Below are 20,319 nucleotides of genomic sequence, written 5' to 3' on the forward strand. Positions count from 1 at the left end.
CGCCCCGACGAGGAGCAGGACGCCATGCACCGCCCCAAGCGCTTGACCATCACCGCGGCCGTCGCCGCCGCCGCAGCCCTCGTGCTGACCGGCTGCTCGGGTGGCGGGGCATCGGACGACGCATCGTCCGGCACCACCAAGGGCGGCACGCTGAGCATCCTCACGCCGCAGACCGCGCTGCACTTCGACCCGGCCACGAGCCAGAGCCTCGGCATCACGTCGATGGGCCTCGTCGCACGCCGCCTCACCACGTGGGACGTCGAGCCGGGCAAGACCGCGAAGGTCGTCCCGGACCTCGCCACCACGACCGGTGAGTCGAGCGACGGCGGCAAGACCTGGACGTACACGCTCAAGGACGGCCTGAAGTTCCAGGACGGCACCCCGATCACCACCAAGGACATCAAGTGGGGGATCGAGCGCTCGTTCGCGCCGAACCTGACCGGTGGCCTGAGCTACCACAAGTCGCTCCTGGTCGGCGGCAGCCAGTACCAGGGTCCGTTCGAGGGCAAGACCCTCGACAGCATCGAGACCCCGGACGACAAGACCATCGTCTTCAAGCTCGACAGCGCGTACGGCGACTGGCCGTGGCTCGCGTCGATGCCGGCGTTCGCCCCGGTCCCCGAGGGCGACGGCAAGGACACCGGCGCCTACGACGCGAAGCCCGTGTCGTCCGGCCCGTACCAGATCGAGTCGAACACGCAGGGCTCGCAGGTCACGCTCGTCCGCAACAAGGAGTGGAGCGCGAAGACCGACAGCATCCGCACCGCGGGGCCGTCGAAGATCGTGTTCAAGGAGTCGCAGGACGCCTCGACCACCACGCAGAGCCTGATCGCCGACAACGGCGACGCGAAGGACTCGTTCGGCGCGATCTACCTCGGCGCCGCCGAACTCAACCAGGTCCGCGCGAACCCGTCCGCCCAGGACCGCCTCGCGACGAGCAAGGCCGGCCCGATCACCTACATGGCGATCAACACGCAGCGCGGCAAGCTCCAGGACCTCAAGGTGCGCCAGGCGCTGCAGTACGCAGTGGACCGCAAGTCGTTCCGGATCGCCGCGGGTGGCGCGCTCGCGGGCGAGTACGCCTCGACGCTCATCACGCCGGGCATCGCCGGCCGCAAGGACTACGACCTGTACAAGACGAGCGCCACGGGTGACGTCGACAAGGCGAAGGAGCTCCTCAAGGAGGCCGGCGCCGAGGACCTGAAGCTCACCCTCGTGTCGCAGAACGACCCGACGTACCTCGCCCAGGCGCAGGCACTGCAGGCCGGGCTCAAGCGCGCCGGGATCCAGGTGACGCTGAAGCCGCTCGACTACGACTCCTTCACGCAGGCGACCACGAACGGCACCGACTTCGACCTCTCCCTGTCGAGCTGGCAGCCGGACTTCCCGAGCGCGAACGCGAACCTGCAGCCGCTGTACGACTCGTCGCAGATCGGCGGGGGCGGCTACAACGTCTCGAAGTACTCGAACCCCGAGGTCGACGCGCTCATCGTGAAGGCCACCGGCACGATCGACCAGTCCGACGCCCAGAAGCTGTGGGCCGAGGCCGACCAGAAGATCATGGCGGACGCCCCCGTCGTCCCGCTGATCTACGCGAAGCAGTCCTTCTTGGCCGGCTCCAACGTCGAGAACTTCCGCATCGCGGACTTCCCGGCGTACCCGAACTACCTCAAGGTCTCGCTCGCCAAGTGAGTGCACCGCTGCTCGAGGTCGAGGGGCTCCGCGTCGCGTTCGGCGACGCGGAGCCCGTCGTCCGTGACGTCTCCTTCACGCTGACGCCCGGCCGGGTCCTCGCGCTCGTCGGCGAGTCCGGGTCGGGCAAGTCCGTGAGCGCGATGAGCGTGCTCGGGCTGCTCCCGCCCGAGGCACGGGTGACCGGCAGCGTCCGCTTCCGCGGCGACGAGCTCGTCGGTGCGTCGGCGGAGCGGCTCCGGGCGGTCCGCGGTGCCGGCATCGGCGTGGTGTTCCAGGAACCGATGAACTCGTTCACGCCGGTGCTGTCGATCGGCACACAGATCGCCGAGGCCGTCCGGGCGCACCCGACCGACCTCGACCGCGCGGGCGTCTCGGCCCGGGTCGACGAGCTGCTCCGGTCAGCCGGGCTCCGTGATCCGCGGCGGATCCGGAAGGCGTACCCGCACGAGCTCTCGGGCGGGCAGCTGCAGCGCGCGATGATCGCGATGGCGCTCGCGGGCGACCCGGTCGCGCTCATCGCCGACGAGCCGACGACCGCGCTCGACGTCACGGTGCAGGCGGGCATCCTCGACCTGCTCCGCACGCTCGGCCGGGAGCGCTCGCTCGCCGTCCTGCTCATCACGCACGACATGGGCGTGGTCGCGGACGTCGCGGACGAGGTGCTCGTCATGCGCCGGGGCGACCCCGTCGAGACGGGCACGGTCACGGAGGTCTTCGCCCACCCCGCCGCCGCGTACACGCGGCAGCTCCTCGACGCGGTCCCGGCCCTCGAGTCGGACCCCGGCCGGGAGGCCCGTGGCGCGTCCGCCCCGTCGGCTGCGACAGGCGCAGTGGCCGAGTCTCGGCCTGAGCGACAAGTCTCGGGCTCCGGACCGCGAGACACGTCGCCGAGCGCGAGTCTCGCGAACGCTGGCGACGGGACGGACACGACCCGTGCCTCCCGTCCGGAGGGGGTGGTCGCGCAGCTGCGCGACGTGGCGGTGCGCTACGCGCGCCGCGGCGACCCGACCGTCTCCGGGATCGACCTGGAGCTCCACGCCGGGCGGACGCTCGGGCTCGTGGGTGAGTCCGGCTCCGGGAAGTCGACCATCGGTCGTGCGCTCGCGGGGCTCGTCCCCGTCGTGCACGGCAGCGTCGCGGTCGAGGGCGCCGACCTGCGCACCGCGCGGGGGCGTCGGCTCCGCGACCTCCGCAGCCGGGTCGGCATCGTGTTCCAGGACCCGGCGTCCTCGCTCAACCCGCGGCAGACCATCGGGTGGAGCATCGCGGAGCCCCTCCTCGTGCACGGGGCCGGCTCCGCCGCCGACCGTGCCGCGCGGGTGGGCGAACTGCTCGCGGCCGTGCAGCTCGACCCGACGTGGGCCGAGCGCTTCCCGCACCAGCTGTCGGGCGGGCAGCGGCAGCGCGTCGCCGTCGCGCGCGCGCTCGCCCTGCGCCCGGCCCTCGTGATCGCCGACGAGCCGACCAGTGCCCTCGACGTCACCGTGCAGGCGGCCGTGCTCGACCTGCTCGCGCGGCTGCAGCAGGAGTTCGGGTTCGGCATGCTGCTCGTCAGCCACGACCTCGCGGTCGTCCGGCAGCTCGCGGACGACGTCGTCGTGCTGCACGAGGGCCGGATCGTCGAGCGGGGCACCACCGACCGGGTCCTCGACGACCCGCAGCAGGACTACACGCGCATGCTGCTCGCGGCGGCGCCGGTCGCCGACCCGGTGCGGCAGGCCGAGCGCCGGCAGGCCTGGCGTGCGTGGGAAGGAGCAGCACCGTGACCGCGAACGTCGTCGACAGCCCGGTCTCTGCGGCCGCCGGACGCTCGACCGGGTTCCGCGCCGTCGTCCGCCGCGTCCGGCGCGACCGGTGGGCCGTCGGCGCAGCGGTCGTCATCGTGGTGTTCGTCGTCGTCGCCCTGGCGGCGCCGCTCATCGCGCTCGTCAGCGGCCAGGACCCCTACGCGTACCACGTCGACGCGCTGAACGACTTCGGCGCACCCCGCGGTGCCCTCGGCGGGGTGAGCGGCGAGCACTGGTTCGGTGTCGAGCCGCTGACCGGCCGCGACCTCTTCGCGATCGTCACCTACGGCGCGCGGACGTCGCTCGGCATCGGGCTCGCCGCGACCGCGATGTCGATCGTGATCGGCGTGCTCGTCGGCGTGACCACGGGGTTCCTCGGCGGTTGGTACGACCGGGTGCTGTCCCGCGTGGTGGACGTCATCTTCGGGTTCCCGTCGCTCGTGTTCATGATCGCGCTGACCGCGGTCGTGCCGACCTCGTTCCCGAAGCCGCTCCTCGTGGTGCTCGCGATCGGGTTCTTCGGCTGGCCCGCCGTCGCCCGCGTCGTGCGGGGACAGACGCTCTCGCTCGTCACCCGGAACTACGTCGTGGCGTCCACCGCGATGGGCGCCGGGCGCTGGCACGTCATCCGGACGCAGCTGCTGCCGAACCTCGCCGCCACGATCACCGTCTACGCCACGATCTCGATCCCGTCGATGATCGGTGCCGAGGCCGCGCTGTCGTTCCTCGCCGTCGGGGTCACGCCGCCGACGCCCTCGTGGGGCCGGAGCATCGGTGACGCGATCGGCTGGGTGCAGACCGACCCGATGTACCTCGTCTTCCCCGGAGCCGCACTGTTCCTCATCACGTTGGCCTTCAACGTGCTCGGTGACGCCCTGCGCGACGCCCTCGACCCGCGAGGGGGTGCCCGGTGAACGCCGCCCGGTTCCTGGCCGTCCGGATCCTCGGTGCGGTCGTCGTGCTGCTCGTCGTCGCGGCGATCACGTACGCGCTCTTCATGCTGCTGCCGACGAACCCCGCGCGGGCGATCTGCGACAAGCCGTGCACGCCCGAGCGCCTGGCCGACGTGCAGGCGTTCCTCGGCACCGACAAGCCGTGGTTCGCGCAGTTCGCGGCGTACCTCGGCGGCATCTTCACGGGCCGCACGTTCGGCTCCGGCGCCTCGACGATCTCGTGCGCGGCGCCGTGCTTCGGGTACTCGTTCCAGCTGCACGACTCGGTGACGAACCTCATCACGTCGCGCCTGCCCGTCACCGCGTCGATCGCGATCGGTGCCGCGGTGCTCTGGCTCGTCGCCGGGGTCGCCGGCGGGACCGTCTCGGCGCTCCGCCGCGGGACGATCGCCGACCGTGCGGTGATGACCGTCGCGGTCGCCGGGGTGTCCTCGCCCGCGTACCTCATCGGGCTGCTCGCGATCCTGCTCTTCGGCTTCACCCTCGGATGGCTGCCGACGAGCGGGTACGTGCCCTTCGCCGAGGACCCGGTCGGGTGGGTCACGCACCTCGTGCTGCCGTGGTGCGTGCTCGCGTTCATCAGCGCGGCGATCTACGCCAGGCTGACCCGGGGCGAGATGCTCGAGTCGATGTCGCAGGACTTCGTCCGGACCGCCCGTGCGAAGGGTCTGCGCGAGCGCCAGGTCGTCGTCCGGCACGGCCTGCGCACGGCGATCCTGCCCGTGGTGACCCTGTTCGGGCTCGACCTCGGGTCGCTGCTCGGCGGTGCGGTCATCACCGAGAAGGTGTTCTCGATGCAGGGGCTCGGCGCGCTCCTGATCGACGCCGTGCACACGCTCGACCTGCAGGTCGTCGTCGGCTTCACGGTGTTCTCGGCGCTGCTGATCGTCACGGCGAACCTGGTCGTCGACGTGGTCTACGCGTTCGTCGACCCCCGGGTGCGACGCCGGGCGTAGGGCTGCGCCCGTCCCCGTCCTGTCTCGCCGCGCCGCATCCCTCTTGCGAAACGCAACATGGGCGGGTTCTCGCAGCGGTATGTCGCTGCGAGAACCCGCCCACGTTGCGTCTTGCGGACGGCGTCGCGGACGGCGTCGCGTTCGGCGTCGCGGACTGGGCGCCGCCCCGCCGCGCCCCTAGAAGTACGTGATGCCGTGCGGCGCCCGCGCCGGGGTCAGCATCGCGCGCAGGAGCGCCGGCGCCGCCGGGTCCGTCGCCCGCACGAGCCCCGCGGCCGCGAGCGTCACCGGGGACACCGAGCCGATCAGCAGCGCGCCGAGGTCGGCCACGTCGAGCCGGACGTCGGCCTCGCCGGAGTCGTCCGCGGCCGTGCGGGTCACGGTGCCCCGGCCGTCGACGACCTCCAGCCGGTAGGTGCCCGCCGCGAAGCCCATCGCGTCGGAGACGGCGAGCACGATCGACCCGTCGACCGCGTACGGCCGCGAGGCCAGCACCGCGGGCACGTCGAGCACCCGCAGCCAGACGTGGTCCTCCTCGTGGTCGACGTCGTACGCCCGGTTGTCCCCGAGCGCGGCGACGATCGGGTCGTCGAGGCGCGAGCGCTTGTACGACACCACGTCGTTCAGGTCGATCGAGAGCAGGAACTCCCACAGCGACAGGTACGCCTCGTCGGTCGCGTAGACCAGGTCGACGACCTCGAGCACGGTGTCCTGGTCGCAGCCGGAGCCCTCCTTGACGCGCCAGGTCACGTAGCCGTCGACGGCGTCCTCGTCGGTGGCGCCGTCCGGGCGGTGCACGGCGGCGCGGACGTCCTTCGCCGGCTCGCCGTCGCCGTTCCGCAGCCCGGTGACGATCGGCCAGGTGTTCGTGTTCCGCTGCATGGAGCCCGGCGTGCGCGCGTCGAACCGGTCGAACACGGCGCGGGCGGTGCCGTCCGCGAGCCACTCGGGCGTGACGACGGTCACGGTGCCGGTCGTCGGCGCGAGGAACGGCAGCGCCCGGGCGCGACGGACGCGGACGGCCCGCTCGCGGATCGCGCAGCCGAACCCGAAACGCCGGTAGATGGTGCCCTCGGACGCGGTCAGCGAGGCCACCGCGTAGCCCTCGGCGACGCCACGCTCGAGCGAGTGCGTCATCATCCGGCGCAGGATGCCGCGTCGGCGTTCGGTCGGCCGGACGGTCACGGCGGAGATCGCCTGGGTCTCGACGGTCCGGCCGTCGCCCCAGCTCAGGGACTTCGGGAACCACGCGAAGGTGCCGGCCGGCCAGGTCTCGTCGACGGACCCCGGGAGCGGACGACGGACGTGCACGCCCAGCCAGGTCTCGCGGTCGGCGACGAACGCCTGGGCCATCAGCGCGGCGACCTCGGCGTTCGGGTGCGGTTCGTGGAAGCCGAGGCCGACGGCGTGCATCCACGCGTCGGTCGCGGCGTCCGGCGCCCCCTGCTCGTCCGTGCCCGGCGCGAACTCGCGCAGCTCGTAGCGGTCGTCGAATGCCTCGTTGCTCACGTTCCCGACCCTACCGGCGCCGCTCGCGCGGCCGCCTCCCTCTGTCGGTGGAGCAGGAACCGTCGGGTGGCAGCACCGGACCCGACGTCGTCTGCTCCGTCGACGACGGGGCCGGGTCCGGACCGGACGGGAGGCACGGGGCGGGCCCGCCACGCGCCTCCCGTCCGGTGTGTGGCCACGCTGGGACCGTGACCCTCACGGGATGGTGCGCCGCGCCTCCTGGGCCACCACCTGGTCGAGGTCCGCCAGCTTCCGCATCTGCTGGAGCGGACGCGCCATCCGGTTGTTGTTGCGGAGAGCGGGTTCCGTCCGCGACAGGAACGCCCAGTACCCCGCGGTGAAGGGGCAGGCGTCCTCGCCGACCCGTTTCGTCGGGTCGTACCGGCAGCCACCGCAGTGGTCCGACATCCGGTCGATGTAGCGGCCGCCCGACGCGTAGGGCTTCGTCGCGACCATGCCGCCGTCGGCGTGCTGCGACATCCCGATGATGTTCGCCGGCATCACCCAGTCGGTGCCGTCGACGAAGACGTCCGTGAACCACTCGGTCAGGTGCACCGGGTCGTACCCGCGCTGGAGCGCCCAGTTGCCGAGGACCATCAGGCGCTGGATGTGGTGCAGCCAGCCGTGGTCGTGCAGGCCCTCGATCGCGGTGCTCAGGCAGACCGCGTCGATCTCCGACGCGTCGAGCTCCCGCCACCAGCGGGGGAGGTGCTCGTGCGCGTCGAGGGCGTTCTCCTCGGCGCCGTAGTCGTCGCCGAACCACCAGTAGAGGTGCCAGACGTAGTCGCGCCACCCGGCGACCTGGCGCACGAACCCCTCGACGCTGGCGAGCGGGGCGTCGTGGTCGCGGTGTGCGGCGAGTGCGGCCTCGACGACCTCGAACGGGTCGAGCACGCCGAGGTTCATCGGCACGCTGAGGAGCGAGTGCGCCATCGTCCAGTCGTTCGTCAGCGTGGCGTCCTCGAACGGGCCGAAGTCGCCCAGGCGCACCTGGACGAAGTCGTCGAGCGCCTGCCGGGCCTCGTCCGCCGTGACCGCGAAGCGCCGGGTGTCGTCCCTGCCGACGAAGCGCACGGTGCCGTCGCGCTCCCACCGGTCCAGGTCGCGACGGACCTCGTCGTCGATCTCGTCCTCGGTCGGCCACCACGGTTCGGGCAGCCCGAGCGTCGTCGCCCCCTTCGGTGGCGGCTCGCGGTTCTGGTCGTCCAGGCTGAACTTCCCGCCGTTCGGCTTCTCCGAGCGCATCAGCCAGCCCTCGCGGCGGCGGACCCGCTCGTAGTGGGTCTCCATGCGGAACCGGCCGGTGCCCTGCGCTGCCCACTCGGCGAACTCGGCCTCGTCGGTGATGAACCCGCGGCTCGGCAGGATCTCGGTGCCCTTGCCCCAGTGCCGGACCTGCGCGCGGAGGGTCCGGGACGGCGGGTCGACCACCTCGAGGTCGTCGCGACCGACGAGGGCGTCCTTCAGCCGGTCGACCTGCACGTGCTCGGCGCGGTCGCCGAGCTCCCGGACGCGGTGGCGCAGGGCGCTCAGCCACAGGTGCGCCTTCGCGCGGTGCATCGGCCGCGCGTCGAAGAACTCGCGGGCCTCGACGACGAGCACCGGACCGCCGTCGTCGAACAGCGGCCCGTACTGCCCGGGGAGGACGAGCCTGGTGCGGACGGTGCTGCCGGCTTCGGTGCTGCGGCGCTCGGGTTCCATGCCCGGACGCTACCGGCGGTGCGTGACGACCGCCTGACGGCGCGTGTGCCCCGACCGCCGGGCGTTGCCCGCGACCGGGGCTGCCGGCGACCGGGGCTGCCGGCGACCGGTGTCGTCGACGGCCCCGGTCGGTCGGATGGCCCGCTCAGTTGTAGGACGCGAGCCGGTTCGGCGCCGTGTTGCCCACCGGCGTCGGAACCGCCCCGCCGACGCCGTTGATGACGCTCGAGATCGTGCCCGTGTCCCCGAGCGACACCGTCACGAGCCCGTGCGCCCGGATGCCCGAGCCCGTCGGGGTCTCGAACGCCCGGTCGGCGTGCACGGATGGGTTCGTGTTGAAGAAGCAGTACACGCCGCCGCCCCAGATCTCGTGGTTCGTCACACCGGACGCGACCTTGTACGCCGCGTACCCGGCACCGGTCGGGCTCTGCCACGAGGCGTTGTCCGGCACGTCGTACGGCATCTCGTTCTGGAAGAAGATCGTCCGACCGCGGTTGCCGTTCCAGAGCACCTCGTACTTCTGGTAGTGCTCGACGAACAGCCCGGTGGCGAGCACGTCGTCCCCGTTCACCTCGACGCCCGTCGCGCCGGTGTTGACGTTCCAGCCCGTCGCGGCGCCGCCGTGGTCGGCCCGCCACGCCCAGATGTGGTCGACGAGCGTGTCGTCGGCGTCGACCTGCAGCGTCGTCGACGCCTTGCCCTGGATGCTCGACCCGACGCGGAAGAACACGTCCTGGATGCTCTGCGGGTCCGAGGCATGGTCGACGTGCGAGCCGCTGGTGCCGAGTCGGACGAGCTGCGCGCTGTTCTGTGTGCCTGCGTCGACGACCAGGTTCGACACGTTCACGCCGGAGACGTCAGCGGTGGTGAGCACCGCGTTGCCGGCGGTCGGCACGAGCGTCGGGAACCCGATGCCCGTGACGACGGTGTCCGGACGGGTGACGTTCAGCGCGGCGTTCAACTGGTACGTGCCCGGGGTGAAGAACAGGTTCAGCCCCTGCGCCAGCGCGGTGTTGATCGTCGCCGCGCTGTCACCGGGGTGCGCGACGTAGAAGTTGCGCATCGGGATGTCCGTCCCCGGCGTGTTCGGCCACGTCACCCCGGCGGAGTTCGTCCGCAGCGACGGGACGAACACGTGGTACTTGTTCGACGAGTCGACGTACAGGTACGGCTTCTCCCGCGTGACCGGGGTGCTCGACAGGGTGGTGTAGCTCTTCGAGAAGTCGTTCGCCGGCGCGCCCTGCACCCCCGAGAACACCATGTTCCAGTTGCCGCCCTGCCAGCTGCCGAGTGTCGAGTTCCGCGTGTACCACTGCTGCTGCGACCCGCTCGTGACGGTGCCGTCGACCTTCGAGTCGGCGATGTAGCCGCCCGACGAGTACCCCTGCCCGCCGTCCTGGTTCGACGGCCCCATGGTCAGGTTGCCCTTGATGTGCACCCGCCGCATCGGAGCGGCCTGCGACACCGCCCACCGGTCGGTCCCGCCCTCGGGCACCACGGAGAGGTTCTCCGCCGACCGCCAGAAGTTCTGTGTGGCGTTCTTCTCGTCGCCGGCGTTCCAACCGGAGTCGACGTTGAGCGCGCCGGAGATCGTCACGTCGTCGGGGTTCTTCCCGAGACCGGCCACCGAGGTGTAGAAGCCCAGGTTCGCCCAGACCCGCCCGTAGCTGCCGGGCTTGAACAGGAAGGCGTACCGCTGCGAGCCGAACTGTGCCGTGCTGCTGCGGAGCTGCGCGTTGAAGGCCGCGTCGACGTCGGCCTGGATCGTCGACGCGGGAGTGGACTGGTCGTAGACCTTGACGTTGCCCCCGAAGTCTGGGACGTCGCTGGTCGGGACAGCGGCCTGCGCCTGCAGGGCCGGCGCCAGGGCGCCGACCAGGCCGACCGCCGTGATCGTCGCGAGGAGCGTGCTCATCCGTCGTTGCATGATGCTCGATTCGTCTTCGAGCGGCCCCGTTGCCGCCCGCAACAGACGGTAGACCCGCCCGGACGCCGCGGCAGTCGGTGCTGCGGCGGACAAGGACGTACCCCGTTCGGGGGCCGGACAGGAGGCGCGGGGTGCGCCCGCCCGGTCGCTCACGGTCCGGCGGTGGGTACCATGCGCGCATGTGGCCGACCGAGCAGGACTGGCGTGCGTCCGTCCCGCGCAGGCTCGCACGAGCGGTCGAGCGCTGGGACCTGCGTCCCGGCGAGCCGTACGCCGGCGGGAGCGTCTCGCACGTCGTGCCCGTGCGATTGCCCGACGGCGGCGATGCCGTCCTCAAGCTGTCCCTGCCGCACCGCGAGGCCGAGCACGAAGCCGCGGCACTCGCCTGGTGGGACGGAGCCGGAGCGGTCCGCCTGCTCGACGTCGACCCGGACGATCCCTTCGTGCTGCTGCTCGAGCACTGCGACCCCGGCACCCGGCTCGGGGAGCGCGACGGCTTGTCGGTCGAACACCGCCTGCGCACCGCCGGCGGTCTGCTCACCCGGCTCTGGGCCGCCGGGGTCCCCGACGAGGACACCTTCGTGTCCGTCACCGACGTCGCCACCGGGTGGGCGTCGCTCGCCGAGGACCGGATGCGTGAGCTCACGCCGCCCTTCGACCCGGAACTCGTGCGCCGCGGCGCAGACCTGCTCCGCACGCTGCCGAGCGGTGCCGTGCCGTCGGTGGTCGTGCACGGCGACGCGAACCCCGGCAACGTGCTCGCGGCGGGGCGGGAGCCATGGCTCGTCATCGACCCGAAGCCGATGGTCGGCGACCCCGCCTACGACCTGTGCCCGCTGCTCGTGCAGGTCGACGACCCGTTCCGCGCGGAGGATCCCCTGCACGCCGTGCGGCATCGGGTCGCCGTCCTCGCGGACACGACCGGCGAGCCCGCCGACCGGATCGCCGCCTGGTGCACGGCACGGCTGGTCGAGTCGGCCCTGTGGTCCGTCAGCCGCGGCGCGCTCGACGACGGCCGCAGTGCGATGGTGCGAGCAGCGGTGGTCGACCTCCTCGCTGGGTGAGCGTGGTGGGCGTCAGCGGCGCGGGAGCCCGGTGACGTAGGCCGTGAGCACCGCGGTGGGGTCGACCGGGCCGACCGCACCGATGCGGTAGAGCAGCAGGGCGTCGACAATCCCGACCAGGTCCGGTGCGGCCGCATCCGGATCGACCACGCCGATGCCGTCGAGCAGGGTCCGAGCTGCGCGGACGAGCTCGTCGCGCACCGGATCCGCCCCGGTCAGGGGTGCACGGAGCTCGGCGTCGTCGCGCAGCTCGACGAGGAGTGCGAGCCGGGCGGCCTGCGCATCATTTCGGGCGGCGAGCGTGTCGAGGAACCCGGTGGCGACGGTCACGACCGTCATGTCGTCCGGGGCCTCCGGGAGTCGGAGCCCGGCGACGTCCGAGGCCAGCTGCTCGGTGATCCGTGCCGCGACGAGCGCGACCAGGGCACGGCGGGTGGAGGCGTAGTACGTCGTCGACCCGGGCGGGACGCCGGCCTCGGCGTCGACGCCGCGATGCGTGAGCGACCGTGCGCCGCTGCGCGCGACGAGGCGGACCGCCGCGTCGGCGAGGTCCTCGCGTCGTCCCATGGGTTTCCTTCCCCGCTCCGACATCGTACTGTTCTCTACATCTGTAGAGGAACGATCGGGAGGGTGTCGTGCGCGCAGTCGTCGTCGGCGGAGGAGCATCGGGTCGAGCCATCGGGGCGGCGATCGCAGCGCGCGGATGGACGGTGCAGGTGTCATCCCGCCGGACCGGCCTCGACGTCCTGCGCGACGACGTGGCAGCCGCGCTCCAGGGCGCAGACGTCGTGGTCGAGGCCACGGGGCGGTTCACGACGAGCCGCAGACGAGCGACCGGATTCTTCGTCCGGTCGACGACCGCGATCGGGTCCGCCGCGGCAGCAGTCGGCGCACGACACGTCCTGCTCTCGATCGTCGGGTGCGAGCGGTCGGAGGTGCAGGGGTACGGCTACTTCGCCGGGAAGGCGGCGCAGGAGCGGGCCGCCGCGGCGACGGGGGCAGCGCTGACCGTCGTGCGCTCGACGCAGTGGCACGAGTTCGCGGCGCAGAACGCCGAGCGGTTCCGGCTCGGGCGGATGGCCCTCGTTCCCGGGATGGCGGTGGCTCCGGTCGCGCTGGACTCGGTCGCCGGTGTCGTGGGCGAGGTCGTCACGGGGACGCGCCGAGGATCGCGCTTCGAGGTCGCCGGCCCGCAGGTCACGACGCTCCGGGCGATGACCGAGGCGCTCCCCGCCCTCGCGCGGCACGTCGTGCCGATGCGGATCCCGGGGGCGCTCGGGCGGGCGTTCCGCGACGGGGCGCTCCTGCCCGGGCCGGACGTCGAGATCGTCGGGCCGTCCTTCGACGAATGGGCCGCCCTGTAGTGCTCGGCTCAACTCGGTTCGCGGCGGCGCTCCGGGCGGCACGGCGAGCCGGGTCACGATCGTGCATCGACGACGTCTCGATCCGGTCACCTCGACCGATCCCGTCGCGCCGGTCCGACAGGATCGACTCATGGGGAACCCGAACACCGTCCGTCCGTTCGCCGCCGTGGTCGTCCTGCTCGTCGGGGGACTGCTGTCCGGCTGCAGCGTCGGCTCCACCGACAGCGCTGCGCCCGCGACGGAGACGATGGCGACGCCGAGCGCGGCGCAGACGCAGCAACCGAGCGACCCGATGCAGCAGGACCTGTCCGCGGCCCACGTCTGCGGGACCGTGAGTGCGCTGAGCACCGTCCTCCTGAACGCGGTCGCCGGGCAGCAGGTGGGCGAGGTCAGCGAGTCCGACCGGCTGGCCCTCGTCCGCTCGGCTCGGTTCGGGTACGAGCACCTGCAGTCGTCGGACACGCGCATGACCCGGGCGATCGACTCCGTCCAGCGGTACCTCGACGCGCACCCGGCGCCGGCAGCGGGCCCCGCGATCGAGGACGGCCCGGAGTGGGAGCTCCAGCAGAAGCTCCTCACCACCGCGTGCCGCGAGTCCGGCTCGAACGTCGTGGCGACGGCCCAGTACGGCGGCTGACCGGGCGTCGTCAGTCGGTCGCACCCCGCGGCGGATCGACCAGCAGCGACACCCGGTCGCGCAGGTACCCCTCGAGCGGCACCGTGCCGGCGGTGGGCGACCACCGGACGACCGGCTCGCCGTCGACGACCGCGAGCACACCGTCGGCGTCGAGCAGCGTGTCGTCGAGGGGGATGGGCACCGCACCGTGGTTGACGGTGTCGTTCTCGTGGAAGTGTCCCTTCGCCGCGGCGGCCCGGTAGGCGCGGCGCACCTCGGCGGACACCGACACGAACTGCGTCCGGCCCGGATCGGTCACGCGGGTGATGCGGGCGGTGGCCCAGACCCGGCCCGTGGTCTCTCGGGACGATCCGAGCAGCAGGGCCCCGACGCGCCAGACGCGGCCGAGCGGGCGCATCGTCGGGTCGCGGCGGATCCCGAGCACGGCGCGCGGCTCGACGTACTCGGCGAGGGCCTCGTCCCGCACCCCGGCGTCCCGGAGCCGATCGGCCGCGGCGTCGAGCAGCTCGCGCGTGCGCCGCACCCCCTCCGTGCCGCCCTGGTCCACCACGTCCTCGAGCGTAGCCCGGCCCGGCGCCCGCGGAATGCACGCCTGGCCCCGACCGTTGCACCGTCCCGGAACGAGGAGGGCCCATGGGCATCGTGCGGTGGCTGTTCGACGCGCAGCTCGTCATCGGCGACCAGACCGTGCTCTGGCGCGAGGTGGTCGGCAACGTGTTCGGGCTCCTCAGCGCCCTCGGCGGGATGCGCCGCAGGGTCTGGGCGTGGCCGGTCGGCATCGTCGGGAACGCCCTGCTCTTCACCGTCTTCATGGGCGCCCTGTTCGACACCCCGAACCCCGTCAACCTGCTCGGGCAGGCCGGCCGCCAGGTGATGTTCATCGCCGTGAGCGTCTACGGCTGGTACCGCTGGACGCACCGCGCGGACGACAGCGTCACCGTCGTCGAGCCCCGCTGGGCCTCGTGGCGGACACGCGGCCTGCTCGTCCTGGCGATGGTCGGCGGCACCGCGCTCCTGACCCCGGTGTTCCGCGCCCTCGGCTCGTACGAGCCGGTCTGGAGCGACGCGTGGATCTTCGTCGGCTCACTGCTGGCGACGTACGGCATGGCGAAGGGCTGGGTCGAGTTCTGGCTGATCTGGGTCGCCGTGGACCTGGTCGGTGTACCCCTGCTGTTCTCGGCCGGGTACTACGCCTCCGGCCTGATGTACGTCTTCTACGGAGTCTTCACGCTGACCGGCTTCTTCGTCTGGATGCGCCAGCGCGTCCGGCCGTCGGCAGCGCCGGTCACCGTCGGCTGAGGCGCCGCCGGGCCGCCGGCAGGACGGCCAGGCGGCCGGGACGACCGTGCAGCGCGGTACCCCCCGAACGAGGATGTGACAGGAACGAGCGGTCTCCTGTGGACTGTCCGGATGACGGACCCCGACGTGCACCTCGTCGACGAGGAGGCACTCGCCGAACGCATCGTGCGCGGCGCGATCCGCGCCTACCGGCTGTACGCCTTCGAGATGGTCGACGCGGTCGTGGTCGCGGACACCTGCGGGGTCCGGCCGGAGGACGTCGACCGCCTGTTCCCGTCGTGGGACCGCCTGCTGCTCGTGACCTACGACCGGTGGATCCAGCTCCGGGGGACCGCACGCACGACCCCGGCCACGACGGTCGACCACGTCCGGACGACGCTGGCCGAGGACGTCGCCGACCCGGGCCTCGTCCGGCTGATGGCTGGTGTGCTGACGATCGCGGCTGCCGACGGGGACTTCGCGGAGCTCTTCCGCAAGCGCTTCGAGGAGTTCGTCGAGGAGCTCACCCATGGCCTCGAGGCCGACGTGCGCGCGGGCACCGAGCGACTCGGGATCCCCGCGCACCAGGCGGCGACGCAGCTCCTGGCGGTCTACGAGGGGCTGCAGATCCAGATGCTCGTGCGGCCCTACCTGGACGTGCTGGTCGAGTACGACCGGTCGGTGCGCACCCTGCGGCTCGGGTGGCGGGAGCAGGAGGCCGCGGCCTGGGACCTCGACGAGGTCGCGGTCCGGTAGACGGGCGCGACCGGCGACGGCCTGGAGGCACGTGGCGGGCCCGCCCCGCGCCTCCAGGCCGACGTCGACCCGGCCACGGGACGGTCAGCGACCGGTGCGCGGGGTGCGGTGACGCCGCCAGGCGGCGATCTGCCGCAGCGTGACCTTCGAGCCGTACTGGGCGACCGAGTGGCGGAACAGGTACTCGGCGAACCAGAGCAGGAGCGCCGCGGTGGCGAACACCTCGACGATGCACACCACGGACTCGGTGACGGTGAGCGTCCCGACGGCGTTCCGGACCATCGCGGTGATCGGGGTGAAGGTCGGGAAGTACGTGAAGAACGCCGCGATCGGGGACCCCGGGGTGGTCATCACGAAGAACGCCGCGTACAGGGGGATGATCAGCGCGAAGATCGCCGCGGACTGCAGCGTCGAGGCGTCCTTGATCGACGGGACGGCGGCGCCGACGGCCACGAACAGTCCGGACGCGAGCAGCACCCCGCCGACGAGCAGCAGCGCGCCGACGACCATCTGCCACGGGTCCACGGTCAGGCCGCCGAGCCGCGCGGCGACGAGCGGCAGCCCGACGAGCGCGACCGCGAGACCCGGCACGACGAACACCCCGACCTGCACGAAGCCGACGAGCAGCATCGCGACGACCTTGCCGCGGATCAGGTCACCCGCCGTGACCGTCGTCAGGATCATCTCGGAGATGCGGTTCTCCTTCTCCTCGACGACCACCGTCACCATGCGGGTGGCGAGCAGCACGACGATGCCGAAGAACGCCGCGACGTACAGGAAGGGCGGCACGATCGACAGCCAGCCGGGCGCGACGTGTCCGTCGGACCAGGTGCGGAGGTCGGTGTCGGGGGGTGAGCGCAGGATCGACACCGACTCCGGGTCGTCCACCGACGCGGCGACGCTCCGCTCGAGGACCCGCTCGGCCAGGGTCGAGTAGCCGCCGTTCTCGAAGAGCCCGCGGTCGGCGGCCTCGATGCGGATCGGGGTGCTCGACGGGGTCCTGGGGTAGACGACGAACAGGTCGAGTCGCCCCGCACGGACAGCCGCCTGGTCGGCCTCGGGGTCGGTGGACGGTGAGCCGCCCCACTTCGCCGCGACCGAGCGGTCGACGAGCCCGGAGTGGTCGACGTAGTGGAACGGGGTCTTCGCGGCCGAGGAGCTCGAGCTGACCGAGTCCGCACCGGCGGCCTGGCCGACCCCGACGAGCAGCGACACGACGACCACGACCAGGGGGAGTGCGAGCGTGCCGATCCAGAACGCGGGCTTCTTCACGGCGCGGACGAACTCGAACCGGACGACCGTCCCGAGGCGGCTCACGCGGCTGCTCCTCTTGCGCCGGTGCCGGTGCGGGTCTTCTCGTGCTCGCTCGCGGTGGCCACGTCGTCGTGTCCGGCGTCGTGGCCGTAGACCTGCACGAAGATCTCGTCGAGGGGGATCCGCCGCATCGTGAACCCGGTCACGTGCACCCCGGCGGACACGAGCGCGGCGAGGACGTCCGACCCGTCCGGCGACCGGCGGCATCGGCTACCTGCCCGAGGAGCGCGGGCTCTACCGCAAGGAGTCCGTCATCGACGTGATGACGTACTTCGGCATGCTCCGTGGCCTGCGCCGTCCCGAGGCGACCGCGTGGAGCACCGCCTACCTGGAGCGCGTCGGGCTCGCGGACCGCGCGAAGCTCCGCGTGGACAAGCTCAGCGGTGGGCAACAGCAGAAGGTGCAGCTCGGCATCACGATCATGGACCGCCCGCGCCTGCTCATCCTCGACGAGCCGACGAAGGGCCTCGACCCGGTCAACCGCCGGCTGCTCCTCGACCTGGTCGCCGAGCGGAAGGCCGACGGCGCCACGGTCGTGCTCGTGACGCACCACATGGACGAGGTCGAGCGGTTGTGCGACCGGATCCTCCTGCTCAAGGACGGGCGCGCCGCCGCGTACGGCAGCATCCCCGAGGTGCAGGACGCCTTCGGCGGTGCGGTCGCGCACGTGACGCTCGACGGCAGCGTGCCGGAGTCGCCGCTGTACCGGGTGGTCCGGCACGAGGGGCACGTGGCGTACCTCGCCCTGACCGACGCCGCCGTGCCGGACGGGTCGGACGTCCTCGCCGCGCTCGTGTCCGCCGGGGTGCACGTGACCGGGTTCACGATGCGGCGGATCCCCCTCGACGAGATCTTCGTGCAGGTCTACGGCCACGACGCCGGACACGACGACGTGGCCACCGCGAGCGAGCACGAGAAGACCCGCACCGGCACCGGCGCAAGAGGAGCAGCCGCGTGAGCCGCCTCGGGACGGTCGTCCGGTTCGAGTTCGTCCGCGCCGTGAAGAAGCCCGCGTTCTGGATCGGCACGCTCGCACTCCCCCTGGTCGTGGTCGTCGTGTCGCTGCTCGTCGGGGTCGGCCAGGCCGCCGGTGCGGACTCGGTCAGCTCGAGCTCCTCGGCCGCGAAGACCCCGTTCCACTACGTCGACCACTCCGGGCTCGTCGACCGCTCGGTCGCGGCGAAGTGGGGCGGCTCACCGTCCACCGACCCCGAGGCCGACCAGGCGGCTGTCCGTGCGGGGCGACTCGACCTGTTCGTCGTCTACCCCAGGACCCCGTCGAGCACCCCGATCCGCATCGAGGCCGCCGACCGCGGGCTCTTCGAGAACGGCGGCTACTCGACCCTGGCCGAGCGGGTCCTCGAGCGGAGCGTCGCCGCGTCGGTGGACGACCCGGAGTCGGTGTCGATCCTGCGCTCACCCCCCGACACCGACCTCCGCACCTGGTCCGACGGACACGTCGCGCCCGGCTGGCTGTCGATCGTGCCGCCCTTCCTGTACGTCGCGGCGTTCTTCGGCATCGTCGTGCTGCTCGCCACCCGCATGGTGACGGTGGTCGTCGAGGAGAAGGAGAACCGCATCTCCGAGATGATCCTGACGACGGTCACGGCGGGTGACCTGATCCGCGGCAAGGTCGTCGCGATGCTGCTCGTCGGCTTCGTGCAGGTCGGGGTGTTCGTCGTGCCGGGTCTCGCGGTCGCGCTCGTCGGGCTGCCGCTCGTCGCCGCGCGGCTCGGCGGCCTGACCGTGGACCCGTGGCAGATGGTCGTCGGCGCGCTGCTGCTCGTCGGCGGGGTGCTGCTCGCGTCCGGACTGTTCGTGGCCGTCGGCGCCGCCGTCCCGTCGATCAAGGACGCCTCGACGCTGCAGTCCGCGGCGATCTTCGCGCTGATCATCCCCCTGTACGCGGCGTTCTTCGTGATGACCACCCCGGGGTCCCCGATCGCGGCGTTCTTCACGTACTTCCCGACCTTCACCCCGATCACCGCGATGGTCCGGAACGCCGTCGGGACGCTCACCGTCACCGAGTCCGTGGTGTGCATCGTCGAGGTGTTCGCCACCGCGGCGCTCCTGCTCTGGTTCGCCGAGTACCTGTTCCGCCACTCGGTCGCCCAGTACGGCTCGAAGGTCACGCTGCGGCAGATCGCCGCCTGGCGGCGTCACCGCACCCCGCGCACCGGTCGCTGACCGTCCCGTGGCCGGGTCGACGTCGGCCTGGAGGCGCGGGGCGGGCCCGCCACGTGCCTCCAGGCCGTCGCCGGTCGCGCCCGTCTACCGGACCGCGACCTCGTCGAGGTCCCAGGCCGCGGCCTCCTGCTCCCGCCACCCGAGCCGCAGGGTGCGCACCGACCGGTCGTACTCGACCAGCACGTCCAGGTAGGGCCGCACGAGCATCTGGATCTGCAGCCCCTCGTAGACCGCCAGGAGCTGCGTCGCCGCCTGGTGCGCGGGGATCCCGAGTCGCTCGGTGCCCGCGCGCACGTCGGCCTCGAGGCCATGGGTGAGCTCCTCGACGAACTCCTCGAAGCGCTTGCGGAAGAGCTCCGCGAAGTCCCCGTCGGCAGCCGCGATCGTCAGCACACCAGCCATCAGCCGGACGAGGCCCGGGTCGGCGACGTCCTCGGCCAGCGTCGTCCGGACGTGGTCGACCGTCGTGGCCGGGGTCGTGCGTGCGGTCCCCCCCGAACGAGGATGTGACAGGAACGAGCGGTCTCCTGTGGACTGTCCGGATGACGGACCCCGACGTGCACCTCGTCGACGAGGAGGCACTCGCCGAACGCATCGTGCGCGGCGCGATCCGCGCCTACCGGCTGTACGCCTTCGAGATGGTCGACGCGGTCGTGGTCGCGGACACCTGCGGGGTCCGGCCGGAGGACGTCGACCGCCTGTTCCCGTCGTGGGACCGCCTGCTGCTCGTGACCTACGACCGGTGGATCCAGCTCCGGGGGACCGCACGCACGACCCCGGCCACGACGGTCGACCACGTCCGGACGACGCTGGCCGAGGACGTCGCCGACCCGGGCCTCGTCCGGCTGATGGCTGGTGTGCTGACGATCGCGGCTGCCGACGGGGACTTCGCGGAGCTCTTCCGCAAGCGCTTCGAGGAGTTCGTCGAGGAGCTCACCCATGGCCTCGAGGCCGACGTGCGCGCGGGCACCGAGCGACTCGGGATCCCCGCGCACCAGGCGGCGACGCAGCTCCTGGCGGTCTACGAGGGGCTGCAGATCCAGATGCTCGTGCGGCCCTACCTGGACGTGCTGGTCGAGTACGACCGGTCGGTGCGCACCCTGCGGCTCGGGTGGCGGGAGCAGGAGGCCGCGGCCTGGGACCTCGACGAGGTCGCGGTCCGGTAGACGGGCGCGACCGGCGACGGCCTGG

The 20,319-nt window shown here is 72.3% G+C and carries 19 protein-coding genes and 1 pseudogene; 12 read left to right on the plus strand and 8 right to left on the minus strand.

What is annotated here, in order from left to right:
- The first annotated feature begins 24 nt into the window (after positions 1 to 24).
- From HUN59_RS05820 to HUN59_RS05835, 4 genes are read left to right on the plus strand one after another with little or no spacing between them, the layout of a single operon-like run.
- Positions 25 to 1,692, plus strand: a complete 1,668-nt coding sequence (locus HUN59_RS05820; protein WP_174779389.1) for an ABC transporter substrate-binding protein — start codon at positions 25 to 27, stop codon at positions 1,690 to 1,692.
- Positions 1,689 to 3,461 (plus strand): dipeptide ABC transporter ATP-binding protein, encoded by a 1,773-nt coding sequence (locus tag HUN59_RS05825; RefSeq protein ID WP_174777823.1) that lies wholly within the window; start codon positions 1,689 to 1,691, stop codon positions 3,459 to 3,461. The genes HUN59_RS05820 and HUN59_RS05825 overlap by 4 nt, the downstream gene beginning before the upstream one ends.
- Positions 3,458 to 4,396, plus strand: coding sequence for an ABC transporter permease (locus HUN59_RS05830; protein WP_174777824.1), 939 nt, complete (start codon positions 3,458 to 3,460; stop codon positions 4,394 to 4,396). The genes HUN59_RS05825 and HUN59_RS05830 overlap by 4 nt, the downstream gene beginning before the upstream one ends.
- A complete protein-coding gene (locus HUN59_RS05835) occupies positions 4,393 to 5,391 on the plus strand; it encodes an ABC transporter permease (RefSeq protein WP_058742326.1) in 999 nt (332 codons plus the stop codon). The genes HUN59_RS05830 and HUN59_RS05835 overlap by 4 nt, the downstream gene beginning before the upstream one ends.
- Before the next feature lie 177 nt (positions 5,392 to 5,568).
- On the opposite strand, the gene HUN59_RS05840 is transcribed toward HUN59_RS05835, so the two are convergent.
- The 3 genes from HUN59_RS05840 to HUN59_RS05850 all read right to left on the minus strand — a co-directional run bounded on the left by HUN59_RS05840 (position 5,569) and on the right by HUN59_RS05850 (position 10,516).
- Positions 5,569 to 6,900 carry a GNAT family N-acetyltransferase gene (locus HUN59_RS05840; protein ID WP_174777825.1) on the minus strand — a complete coding sequence of 444 codons (1,332 nt, stop codon included), beginning with the start codon at positions 6,898 to 6,900 and terminating at the stop codon, positions 5,569 to 5,571.
- 195 nt (positions 6,901 to 7,095) lie between these two features.
- Complete coding sequence (locus tag HUN59_RS05845) at positions 7,096 to 8,601, minus strand: cryptochrome/photolyase family protein (protein ID WP_174777826.1); 1,506 nt, start codon at positions 8,599 to 8,601, stop codon at positions 7,096 to 7,098.
- Between the two features lie 145 nt (positions 8,602 to 8,746).
- Positions 8,747 to 10,516 (minus strand): hypothetical protein, encoded by a 1,770-nt coding sequence (locus tag HUN59_RS05850; protein ID WP_174777827.1) that lies wholly within the window; start codon positions 10,514 to 10,516, stop codon positions 8,747 to 8,749.
- 191 nt (positions 10,517 to 10,707) lie between these two features.
- Here HUN59_RS05850 and HUN59_RS05855 point away from each other — a divergent pair, with 191 nt between their 5' ends.
- Positions 10,708 to 11,592, plus strand: coding sequence for an aminoglycoside phosphotransferase family protein (locus HUN59_RS05855; RefSeq protein WP_174777828.1), 885 nt, complete (start codon positions 10,708 to 10,710; stop codon positions 11,590 to 11,592).
- A 12-nt stretch (positions 11,593 to 11,604) separates the two neighbouring features.
- Here the strand turns inward: HUN59_RS05855 and HUN59_RS05860 are convergent, their stop codons facing one another.
- The gene (locus tag HUN59_RS05860) at positions 11,605 to 12,159 is read right to left on the minus strand and encodes a TetR/AcrR family transcriptional regulator (RefSeq protein ID WP_152999532.1); all 555 of its coding nucleotides are present in this window, start codon (positions 12,157 to 12,159) and stop codon (positions 11,605 to 11,607) included.
- A 143-nt stretch (positions 12,160 to 12,302) separates the two neighbouring features.
- Between HUN59_RS05860 and HUN59_RS05865 the strand changes: the two genes are divergently transcribed.
- Positions 12,303 to 12,956 carry a 3-beta hydroxysteroid dehydrogenase gene (locus HUN59_RS05865; RefSeq protein WP_206609179.1) on the plus strand — a complete coding sequence of 218 codons (654 nt, stop codon included), beginning with the start codon at positions 12,303 to 12,305 and terminating at the stop codon, positions 12,954 to 12,956.
- Positions 12,957 to 13,086: 130 nt separating this feature from the next.
- The gene (locus tag HUN59_RS05870) at positions 13,087 to 13,593 is read left to right on the plus strand and encodes a hypothetical protein (protein ID WP_174777829.1); all 507 of its coding nucleotides are present in this window, start codon (positions 13,087 to 13,089) and stop codon (positions 13,591 to 13,593) included.
- A 10-nt stretch (positions 13,594 to 13,603) separates the two neighbouring features.
- Here HUN59_RS05870 and HUN59_RS05875 read toward each other — a convergent pair whose 3' ends face one another.
- Complete coding sequence (locus HUN59_RS05875) at positions 13,604 to 14,143, minus strand: hypothetical protein (protein ID WP_174777830.1); 540 nt, start codon at positions 14,141 to 14,143, stop codon at positions 13,604 to 13,606.
- A gap of 83 nt (positions 14,144 to 14,226) precedes the next feature.
- Here HUN59_RS05875 and pnuC point away from each other — a divergent pair, with 83 nt between their 5' ends.
- Together pnuC and HUN59_RS05885 are read left to right on the plus strand one after the other, a co-directional pair.
- Complete coding sequence (pnuC, locus tag HUN59_RS05880) at positions 14,227 to 14,892, plus strand: nicotinamide riboside transporter PnuC (protein ID WP_174777831.1); 666 nt, start codon at positions 14,227 to 14,229, stop codon at positions 14,890 to 14,892.
- 111 nt (positions 14,893 to 15,003) lie between these two features.
- Positions 15,004 to 15,627: a TetR family transcriptional regulator C-terminal domain-containing protein gene (locus HUN59_RS05885; protein WP_174777832.1), complete on the plus strand. Its 624-nt coding sequence runs from the start codon at positions 15,004 to 15,006 to the stop codon at positions 15,625 to 15,627.
- A gap of 84 nt (positions 15,628 to 15,711) precedes the next feature.
- Here HUN59_RS05885 and HUN59_RS05890 read toward each other — a convergent pair whose 3' ends face one another.
- Positions 15,712 to 16,944: an ABC transporter permease gene (locus HUN59_RS05890; RefSeq protein WP_174777833.1), complete on the minus strand. Its 1,233-nt coding sequence runs from the start codon at positions 16,942 to 16,944 to the stop codon at positions 15,712 to 15,714.
- The gene (locus HUN59_RS05895; protein ID WP_174777834.1) at positions 16,941 to 17,087 is read right to left on the minus strand and encodes a hypothetical protein; all 147 of its coding nucleotides are present in this window, start codon (positions 17,085 to 17,087) and stop codon (positions 16,941 to 16,943) included. Before HUN59_RS05895 ends, HUN59_RS05890 begins: the two co-directional genes overlap by 4 nt.
- Before the next feature lie 53 nt (positions 17,088 to 17,140).
- On the opposite strand from HUN59_RS05895, the pseudogene HUN59_RS05900 reads away from it, so the two are divergent.
- A pseudogene (locus tag HUN59_RS05900) lies at positions 17,141 to 17,899 on the plus strand (ABC transporter ATP-binding protein); the annotation flags it as partial.
- The gene (locus HUN59_RS05905) at positions 17,896 to 19,128 is read left to right on the plus strand and encodes an ABC transporter permease (RefSeq protein WP_174777833.1); all 1,233 of its coding nucleotides are present in this window, start codon (positions 17,896 to 17,898) and stop codon (positions 19,126 to 19,128) included. The pseudogene HUN59_RS05900 and the gene HUN59_RS05905, both read left to right, overlap by 4 nt.
- 84 nt (positions 19,129 to 19,212) lie before the next feature.
- Here HUN59_RS05905 and HUN59_RS19945 read toward each other — a convergent pair whose 3' ends face one another.
- A complete protein-coding gene (locus tag HUN59_RS19945; protein ID WP_174777835.1) occupies positions 19,213 to 19,710 on the minus strand; it encodes a TetR family transcriptional regulator C-terminal domain-containing protein in 498 nt (165 codons plus the stop codon).
- Here HUN59_RS19945 and HUN59_RS05915 point away from each other — a divergent pair.
- A complete protein-coding gene (locus tag HUN59_RS05915; protein WP_174777832.1) occupies positions 19,671 to 20,294 on the plus strand; it encodes a TetR family transcriptional regulator C-terminal domain-containing protein in 624 nt (207 codons plus the stop codon). The genes HUN59_RS19945 and HUN59_RS05915 overlap by 40 nt on opposite strands.
- Positions 20,295 to 20,319 lie beyond the last annotated feature (25 nt).

This window comes from Curtobacterium sp. Csp2 (assembly GCF_013347165.1).

Coding starts and splice junctions, on each gene's coding strand:
- HUN59_RS05820 (WP_174779389.1), top strand. CDS start 25: ATGCACCGCCCCAAGCGCTTGACCATCACCGCGGCCGTCGCCGCCGCC.
- HUN59_RS05845 (WP_174777826.1), bottom strand. CDS start 8,601: ATGGAACCCGAGCGCCGCAGCACCGAAGCCGGCAGCACCGTCCGCACC.
- HUN59_RS05850 (WP_174777827.1), bottom strand. CDS start 10,516: ATGAGCACGCTCCTCGCGACGATCACGGCGGTCGGCCTGGTCGGCGCC.
- HUN59_RS05855 (WP_174777828.1), top strand. CDS start 10,708: ATGTGGCCGACCGAGCAGGACTGGCGTGCGTCCGTCCCGCGCAGGCTC.
- HUN59_RS05860 (WP_152999532.1), bottom strand. CDS start 12,159: ATGGGACGACGCGAGGACCTCGCCGACGCGGCGGTCCGCCTCGTCGCG.
- HUN59_RS05870 (WP_174777829.1), top strand. CDS start 13,087: ATGGGGAACCCGAACACCGTCCGTCCGTTCGCCGCCGTGGTCGTCCTG.
- pnuC (WP_174777831.1), top strand. CDS start 14,227: ATGGGCATCGTGCGGTGGCTGTTCGACGCGCAGCTCGTCATCGGCGAC.
- HUN59_RS05885 (WP_174777832.1), top strand. CDS start 15,004: ATGACGGACCCCGACGTGCACCTCGTCGACGAGGAGGCACTCGCCGAA.
- HUN59_RS05915 (WP_174777832.1), top strand. CDS start 19,671: ATGACGGACCCCGACGTGCACCTCGTCGACGAGGAGGCACTCGCCGAA.